11 protein-coding genes are annotated in these 7,824 nt (G+C 59.4%); 7 read left to right on the top strand and 4 right to left on the bottom strand.

Features of this window, described 5'->3' with window-relative positions:
- Nucleotides 1-411 (bottom strand): PilZ domain-containing protein (locus tag FEM54_RS18680; RefSeq protein ID WP_138452417.1); only part of this gene is annotated, 411 nt, incomplete at its 3' end.
- On the opposite strand from FEM54_RS18680, the gene FEM54_RS18675 reads away from it, so the two are divergent.
- From FEM54_RS18675 to cysB, 5 genes are all read left to right on the top strand, one after another.
- The gene (locus FEM54_RS18675) at nt 410-796 is read left to right on the top strand and encodes a YbbN family protein (RefSeq protein WP_017136146.1); all 387 of its coding nucleotides are present in this window, start codon (nt 410-412) and stop codon (nt 794-796) included. The two genes, FEM54_RS18680 and FEM54_RS18675, sit on opposite strands and share 2 nt — an antisense overlap.
- Nucleotides 793-1,746, top strand: a complete 954-nt coding sequence (locus FEM54_RS18670) for a putative 2-dehydropantoate 2-reductase (protein ID WP_099549073.1) — start codon at nt 793-795, stop codon at nt 1,744-1,746. The genes FEM54_RS18675 and FEM54_RS18670 overlap by 4 nt, the downstream gene beginning before the upstream one ends.
- A 16-nt stretch (nt 1,747-1,762) precedes the next feature.
- A complete protein-coding gene (locus FEM54_RS18665) occupies nt 1,763-2,680 on the top strand; it encodes a 5'-nucleotidase (RefSeq protein ID WP_017136148.1) in 918 nt (305 codons plus the stop codon).
- 48 nt (nt 2,681-2,728) lie between these two features.
- On the top strand, nt 2,729-3,229 hold the full coding sequence (locus tag FEM54_RS18660) for a universal stress protein (protein ID WP_017136149.1): 501 nt from the start codon (nt 2,729-2,731) through the stop codon (nt 3,227-3,229).
- Nucleotides 3,230-3,332: 103 nt separating this feature from the next.
- Entirely contained in the window at nt 3,333-4,307 is a 975-nt protein-coding gene (cysB, locus tag FEM54_RS18655) for an HTH-type transcriptional regulator CysB (RefSeq protein WP_003189876.1), read from the top strand.
- 102 nt (nt 4,308-4,409) lie between these two features.
- On the opposite strand, the gene FEM54_RS18650 is transcribed toward cysB, so the two are convergent.
- On the bottom strand, nt 4,410-4,892 hold the full coding sequence (locus FEM54_RS18650) for a GreA/GreB family elongation factor (RefSeq protein WP_069788694.1): 483 nt from the start codon (nt 4,890-4,892) through the stop codon (nt 4,410-4,412).
- Between the two features lie 12 nt (nt 4,893-4,904).
- Nucleotides 4,905-5,285: a hypothetical protein gene (locus FEM54_RS18645; protein WP_026013615.1), complete on the bottom strand. Its 381-nt coding sequence runs from the start codon at nt 5,283-5,285 to the stop codon at nt 4,905-4,907.
- A 132-nt stretch (nt 5,286-5,417) separates the two neighbouring features.
- Here FEM54_RS18645 and earP point away from each other — a divergent pair, with 132 nt between their 5' ends.
- Entirely contained in the window at nt 5,418-6,551 is a 1,134-nt protein-coding gene (gene earP / locus FEM54_RS18640; RefSeq protein WP_138452415.1) for an elongation factor P maturation arginine rhamnosyltransferase EarP, read from the top strand.
- A gap of 49 nt (nt 6,552-6,600) precedes the next feature.
- Nucleotides 6,601-7,173 carry an elongation factor P gene (locus tag FEM54_RS18635; RefSeq protein WP_017136152.1) on the top strand — a complete coding sequence of 191 codons (573 nt, stop codon included), beginning with the start codon at nt 6,601-6,603 and terminating at the stop codon, nt 7,171-7,173.
- 67 nt (nt 7,174-7,240) lie between these two features.
- Here FEM54_RS18635 and FEM54_RS18630 read toward each other — a convergent pair whose 3' ends face one another.
- Nucleotides 7,241-7,660, bottom strand: coding sequence for an organic hydroperoxide resistance protein (locus tag FEM54_RS18630; protein ID WP_076017342.1), 420 nt, complete (start codon nt 7,658-7,660; stop codon nt 7,241-7,243).
- Between the last annotated feature and the right edge of the window lie 164 nt (nt 7,661-7,824).

Below are 7,824 nucleotides of genomic sequence, written 5' to 3'. Positions count from 1 at the left end.
GGTGTCGTGGGCGAACTCACTGGCATGGCGTGAAACCCACTCACGGGCCATGGTCTCGAGCTGGGCAGGGGTTGGCTCGGCGTCTTCGTGCAGGCGGCAGTAGCGTTCGATCTGGCACACTTGCTCGCCCATGCGCGCACCGAACAAGGCATGTTCATCGGTAAAGGAAATGCCGATACGGTAGCCATTTTCGACTTTGCGACACCAGGCTACATAGCCCGGATAACGGGCGCTGGCACCCAGTGACGGGATGCGCAGATCAACCGCCGTGCCCTGGCGCCAGGCACGCGGGCAATTGCAGGCGACGCCGCCCAGGCCGATAGTGTGCAGGCGTTGGCGGGGAATAGCTGGGGCGGGACGTTGGATTAACTCGACAGCGACATCATCAGGGTGAGGTAAAAAACGACCCATGTACACGGACTCCGAGCACCGTCCAATTGACGGCAGTGGCAGCAGTATAGTGAAGGAACTGGAATTGACCGACCTGGATATTGACCAGCAATTGCTGGGATTGCCAGGTATTTCGCTGCTGGTGTTTACCAGCGTGGGCTGTTCCAGTTGCCGTTGGGCACGCCAGCAACTGCCCGGCTGGACGTTGCCGGTCGAGCGCGTGTGCTGGGTGGATGCCGGGCACAACGGCGGGGCGGTTGAGCGCTACCAGATCTTTCATTTGCCCGCGTTGTTCCTCGTGTGCGAGGGTCAATTCCTTGGGCAATTACAGGCGCGTCTTACCCGGCCCGACCTTGCGGACGCGATTAATCAAGCACTTACCCGTACTCCAGAGGATCTGCCATGACAGCACAGTCGCCCCGCATTGGCATTATCGGCACCGGCGCCATCGGTGGTTTTTACGGCCTGATGCTGGCGCGTGCCGGGTTCGATGTGCACTTTCTGTTGCGCAGTGAATATGCGGCGGTCGCCGAGCATGGCCTGCACCTCAACAGTACTGTGCACGGCAAGTTGCACCTGCACCCTGTGCAGGCCTATGCCCAGGCTGCCGATATGCCGGCGTGCGACTGGCTGCTGGTCGGCACCAAATCCACCGGCAACGTGGAGCTGGCCCCAACCCTTGCCCAGGTCGCCGCACCGGGCGCCAAGGTAGTGCTCCTGCAAAACGGCCTCGATGTTGAAGACAGCCTGCGCGAACACCTGCCATCGTCGCTGCACCTGTTGGGCGGCTTGTGTTACATCGGCGTGCATCGTTCCGGGCCGGGTGTCGTCGAGCATCAGGCGTTGGGCCGGGTGAATCTTGGCTATCACAGTGGCACGGCGGCCAACGATGAGGCGCAGCAGAAGGCCATTGTCGAGGAGGGCGCCGCGCTGTTTCACCAGGCTGGCATCGAGTCCCAGGCCATGGCCAATGTGCACCAGGCCCGCTGGCATAAATTGGTCTGGAATGTGCCGTTCAATGGCCTCTCGGTATTGCTGGGCACCGGCACCAGCGCGATGATGGCCGATGAGTCCAGCCGCGAACTGATCCAGGCCCTGATGACTGAAGTGGTGAAGGGCGCCCACGCCTGTGGCCATGAAATTCCCGGCAGTTACGTCGAGCAAATGCTCACCATGACCGACACTATGGCTGACTACCTGCCCAGCATGTACCACGACCACGTGCACAAACGCCCGCTGGAACTGGCGGCGATCTACGCCCGGCCATTGGCCGCTGCCAAAGCGGCGGGCTGTGAATTGCCACGCATGCAGGCGCTCTACCAGGCCTTGAGTTTTATTGATCGGCGCAATCGCTGAATTGGGGAGAAACACTATGGCGAAAGGATTGGGCGACAAACTGGTGCTGGCGATTTCGTCGCGGGCATTGTTCGACCTGAGCGACAGCCACAAGATCTACCTGAACGAAGGGGTGGAGGCGTATCGCAAATACCAGATCGAACACGAGGAAGAAACCCTCGAACCCGGCGACGCCTTCCCGCTGGTCAAAAAGCTCCTTAGCCTTAACGCCAGCCTCGGGCGTGCCCGCGTCGAAGTGGTGCTGGTGTCACGCAACAGCGCCGACACCGGTTTGCGCGTGTTCAATTCGATCCAGCATTACGGCCTGGATATTTCCCGCGCCGCTTTCGTAGGAGGGCGTAGTCCATATCCTTATTTGGCCGCGTTTGGTTGCCATTTGTTTTTGTCGACCCACGCTGAAGATGTGCGCAGCGCCCTGGATGCTGGTTTTGCTGCGGCGACGATTCTGTCCGGCGGCGCGCGCCGGGCATCGAGTGAAGAACTGCGCATTGCATTCGACGGCGATGCGGTGCTGTTTTCCGATGAGTCGGAGCGCGTGTATCAGGTCGGTGGGATAGAGGCGTTTCATGCCAGCGAGCGCGAGTCGGCACGCGAGCCTTTGCACGGCGGTCCGTTCAAGGGCTTCCTGGCGGCGCTCAACCTGTTGCAGCGCGAGTTCGCGGACGACGCCTGCCCGATCCGCACCGCCCTGGTCACCGCGCGTTCGGCGCCGTCCCATGAGCGGGTGATTCGCACCTTGCGCGAATGGGACATCCGCCTGGATGAGTCACTGTTCCTTGGCGGCCTGGAAAAATCCGCGTTCCTGGAAGCGTTCGCCGCCGATGTGTTTTTCGATGACCAGGCCGGTCATTGTGAGAAAGCCAGGGAGGTGGTAACCACCGGGCATGTGCCCCATGGCATCAGCAATGAGTTGAAAATCCAGACCGAGAGCTAGCTGCTAAGCTCAATCAATCCCCGCCATCCTGGCAGTCCAGGAGGTTCTATGATTCGTTCGATGTTGTATGCCACGGACCTCGGTCTGTATGCGCCGTATGTCATGCAACATGCGCTGGCGCTGGCCCGGACGTTCAAGGCGGATTTGTATGTGATTCATGTGGTCGAGCCGATCGGGTTGTTCGCCGAATCGGTGTTGCAAAGCTACCTTGATGAGAAGGCCCTGAGTGAATGGCAGAGCCAGGGCCTGAACACGGTGATGGCGACCATTGAGCAACGGGTGCTCGACAGTTTTCGCGAGGAGTTGGGGGAGGGCGAGCAAGACCTGCAGTTGATTCGCTCGGTGCGCGTGATCCAGGGGGACCCGTGCGAGGTGATTCTCGACCAACTGCGTAAACTTTCCGTTGACCTGTTGATCGTAGGTAGTCATAGCCACACAACCGCGACCGCCACACCGCTTGGGCGCACGGCGGCGCGGGTACTGCAACTGGCCACAGTGCCGGTTTACATGGTGCCGTCGCTGCAGCGTCGACGCACTGATGACACGTGATGGGTAAAAACGATAAAAAGTTCTAGATTTATCTGTCTGACCTTTAATATAGTTATATACCGTCGCTGATACCCGTGGCGTCTATCCGCTTTGAGGGACATATATGAAGCTTCAACAACTGCGCTACATCTGGGAAGTGGCGCACCACGACCTCAACGTTTCCGCTACCGCTCAAAGCCTTTACACCTCGCAACCCGGTATCAGCAAGCAGATCCGCCTGCTCGAAGACGAGCTGGGCGTCGAAGTATTCGCGCGCAGCGGCAAACACCTGACCCGTGTGACCCCGGCCGGTGAGCGCATTATCACCACCGCCGGCGAGATCCTGCGCAAAGTCGAAAGCATCAAGCAGATCGCCCAGGAATTCTCCAACGAGAAGAAAGGCACCCTGTCGATCGCCACCACCCACACCCAGGCGCGTTATGCCTTGCCGCCGGTGATCCGCGATTTCATCAAGCAATACCCCGATGTGGCCCTGCACATGCACCAGGGTTCGCCGATGCAGATCGCCGAGATGGCTGCTGACGGCACCGTCGATTTTGCCATCGCCACCGAAGCCCTTGAGCTGTTCGGCGACCTGGTGATGATGCCGTGCTACCGCTGGAACCGTTGCGTGGTCGTGCCCCAGGGCCACCCGTTGGCCAAGCTGCCGAAGCTGACCCTCGAAGCCCTGGCTGAATACCCGATCGTCACTTATGTGTTCGGCTTTACCGGCCGCTCCAAGCTCGATGAAGCCTTCAGCCATCGCGGCCTCACACCGAAAGTGGTGTTCACCGCCGCTGACGCCGACGTGATCAAGACCTACGTGCGCCTGGGCCTGGGTGTGGGTATCGTCGCCAAAATGGCGGTCGACACCAACCTCGATAAAGACCTGGTCGTGCTCGACGCCAGCGAATTGTTCGAGTCCAGCGTGACCAAGATCGGCTTCCGCCGTGGCACCTTCCTGCGTGGTTTCATGTGCGACTTCATCGAGAAGTTTGCACCGCACCTGACCCGTGAAGTCATGGCCAAGGCGATCCAGTGCCATAACAAGCAGGAACTGGAAGAGCTGTTTGACGGCGTTGAATTGCCCGTCCACTGATATTGATTATTGCAGGTGTGGCGAGGGAGCTTGCTCCCGCTCGGGTGCGTAGCGCCCGCAAGTTTTTTGGGGCTGCTACGCACCCCAGCGCACAGGAGTGGTTTATTTGGCCTCGGTAACCGTAAAGTGTTGCCGGGCGCCCGCCACCAGAATCTCCACCTCATCACCCTCGAACTTGCCCAGCAGGCTTTTGCCCAGGGGCGAGCGCGGGGTGATGACGGTCACCGGCTGGCCCACCACATCGACTTTCAAGCCTGCCGCATCCGGCGCCAGGAACAGCCACTGCTGGCGGCTGTTCTCGTCCTCCAGGCCCAGTAGCGTGCCGACCTCAATCCCGCGTTGATCATCGTAGGCGCGTAGTTGCAGGTTCTGGCACAACGCCAGCGCTTGCTTGATCTCTTCGACGCGTTTGGCTTGCCCGGCCGCGAGGTAGGAAGCTTCCAGCCCCAAGGTGTCGTACTTGTTCTCCGCGATGTTTTCTTCGTGGGTCGCGGTTTCGTAGGCGGTCTGTGCGGCACGCTGAGCGATGTCGAGGTCGACGCTGAGTTTTTCCAGAATCAACTGGTGAACGGCATGTTTATTCATGAGTGTGCTGGGTCATTCGCAAAATTGCAGGACATTCGCCTTGCTCTTTTCATTGGGCGCGTTCTGGTCTTGTTGCAGCCAGAACTGGCATTTGGGGTTGGACAGGTTGCGCGCATTGTTGCGCGCCTGGTCTAGGGTTTGTTGTTGTTCCTGCTTGCGCAGGTTCTCGGTGTATTGCTCGAACATACGGTTCGGCGGCTCCGGCGCCACGGCGGCCGGTTTGCCCATCTGTTGAACGGCTTGTTGAACCGCTTGAGCCACGGGTGCGAGGCTTTGCGGGAACAGGTAGCGCGAGACCAGCCAGGCGGTCAGCACAATGGCGATAAACCCCAGCCACAGGCCAAAGGCCACGGCAGCACTGAGCTTGAACAGCGACAACGGACGTTCAGACATGTTGGCCTCCTGGCAGGCATTGACGGCGTGGCGGCGATTGTCGCACAGCCACTGTGCAGAATAATCGCGATCAAGCCTTCTGCATCGGCGCATTTATGCGGACAATCGAGCCTTTGAATGTTGGAGCCCGGAATGAAAGCCCGCTGGGATATTTTTTGCAGCGTCGTCGACAACTACGGCGACATCGGCGTGACCTGGCGTCTGGCCCGGCAGTTGGTGGTTGAGCATGCGTGCGAAGTGCGCTTATGGGTCGACGACCTGCGCGCCTTCGAACGCATGTGCCCCGAAATCGAGGTGCAGCGCGATCAGCAATGGCAGGAAGGCGTTGAAGTGCGTCACTGGTCGGCCGACTGGCCGCAGACGCCACCCGCCGACGTTGTGATCGCCGCCTTCGCTTGCCAGTTGCCGCCCGATTATATGGAGGCCATGGCCGCGCGCGAACGCACGCCGTTGTGGATGAACCTGGATTACCTCAGCGCCGAAGACTGGGTGGTGGGTTGCCACCGTCTGCCGTCGGTGAAGTTCAAGGGCGTGCAAAAGTACTTCTTCTTTCCGGGGTTTCGTCCGGGCACGGGCGGGCTTTTGCGTGAAGGCGGGCTGTTGGAGCAGCGTCAGGCATTTCAGCATGACGGCGCAGCGCGACAACAATTCCTGCAGTCGATAGGCGTCGTTCCGGCAGCCGGTGCGCGGCTGATGTCGTTGTTTGCCTATGAAAATGCCGGGCTCGCCAGCTGGCTGGACGTGTTGGCGACGGATGGGCATGCCACTCATCTGTTGGTGCCGGAAGGCCGCATCCTCGGCGACGTGCAGCGCTGGCTCGGTGTCGAGGCGCTGGCGGTGGGCGATGTGCATCAACGCGAGGCGCTGACCGTGCAGGTGCTGCCGTTCGTGCGCCAGGAACAATATGACCGCCTGCTGTGGTGCTGCGACTTCAACGCCGTACGCGGCGAAGACTCGTTCGTACGTGCCCAATGGGCGGGGCGGCCGTTGCTGTGGCACATCTACCGCCAGGACGAAGACATCCACCTGGACAAGCTCGACGCCTTTCTGGCGCTGTACACCGCCGCGTTGTCGCCCGCCGCCAAGGTCGCTGTGGTGACCCTGTGGCAAGCCTGGAACGCTGATGGCGATATGGCACAAGCGTGGAAAATGCTCATGGAACACTGGCCGGAGGTACACCTGCACGCGCAAACCTGGTGTCTGGAACAAGGCTTGCAGGCCGATCTTGCGACGGCGCTGGTACAGTTTTATGAAAGTTGGATATGATACGCCACCTTGAATTTTGTAAATCCCATCCAAATTTCGGATATATGCAATGAAAACTGGTAAAGAACTGAAACCCGGTACAGTGATCCGTCTCGAAAACGACCCTTGGCTGGTTCAGAAAGCTGAGTTCACCAAGTCTGGTCGTAACAGCGCAATCATGAAGACCAAGCTGAAGAACCTGCTGACCGGTTACAAGACCGAGATCGTCTACAGCGCCGATGACAAACTGGACGACGTGATCCTCGACCGCAAAGAAGCGACCCTGTCCTTCATCAGCGGCGACACCTACACGTTCATGGACACCACCGACTACACCATGTACGAGCTGAACGCTGAAGATATCGAAGCCGTTCTGCCGTTCGTGGAAGAAGGCATGGAAGACGTCTGCGAAGCGATCTTCTTCGAAGACCGTCTGGTTTCCGTAGAGCTGCCGACCACCATCGTGCGTAAAGTTGCCTACACCGAAGGTTCCGCTCGCGGCGACACTTCGGGCAAGGTGATGAAGCCTGCCAAACTGGCTAACGGTACCGAGCTGCAAGTTGCTGATTTCATCGAAATCGACGACATGATCGAAATCGACACCCGTGAAGGTGGTTCGTACAAAGGTCGCGCCAAGAAGTAATTCTGGCCCAACCGTACGACAAAAAAAGCCCGACCTGGCGTCGGGCTTTTTTGTGCGCGTGTGTAAATCAGACCGTCACGTGCAGGCGCACATCGACGTTGCCACGGGTGGCGTTGGAGTACGGGCAGACCTGGTGCGCGGCGTCGACCAGGCTTTGCGCCTCGTCTTGTGCCAGGCCCGGCAGGCTGACGTGCAGGTCGATGTCCAGGCCGAAACCGCCGGGGATTTGGCCGATGCCGACGTGGGCGGTGATCGAGGCGTCATCCGGGATTTTGCGTTTTGTCTGGCTGGCGACGAATTTCAGCGCGCCGATAAAGCAGGCCGAATAGCCGGCGGCGAACAGTTGCTCGGGGTTGGTGGCCTGGCCGCCAGCGCCGCCCAATTCTTTTGGGGTGGAGAGTTTGACGTCGAGGATGTTGTCGCTGGAAACAGCGCGACCATCACGGCCGCCGGTGGCGGTGGCTACTGCGGTATAGAGCGTTTGCATGGTGTCGTCCTCTTGTGGTTTAGCGCTAAATGTTTGCGCGCTAAGTAGTTGGTGAGGCGAATATATAGCGCTAATATTTAGCGCGCAAGATAAATATAAAAATATTTGATGGGCTCAAAAAAACAAATGTGGGAGCGGGCTTGCCCGCGATGGCGGTGTGTCAG

Source organism: Pseudomonas edaphica, assembly GCF_005863185.1.
In the GTDB taxonomy this organism is placed as follows: Bacteria; Pseudomonadota; Gammaproteobacteria; order Pseudomonadales; family Pseudomonadaceae; genus Aquipseudomonas; species Aquipseudomonas edaphica.
Note: the sequence above shows the minus strand (reverse complement) of the source record. Positions and strands in the feature narration are given on the sequence as shown.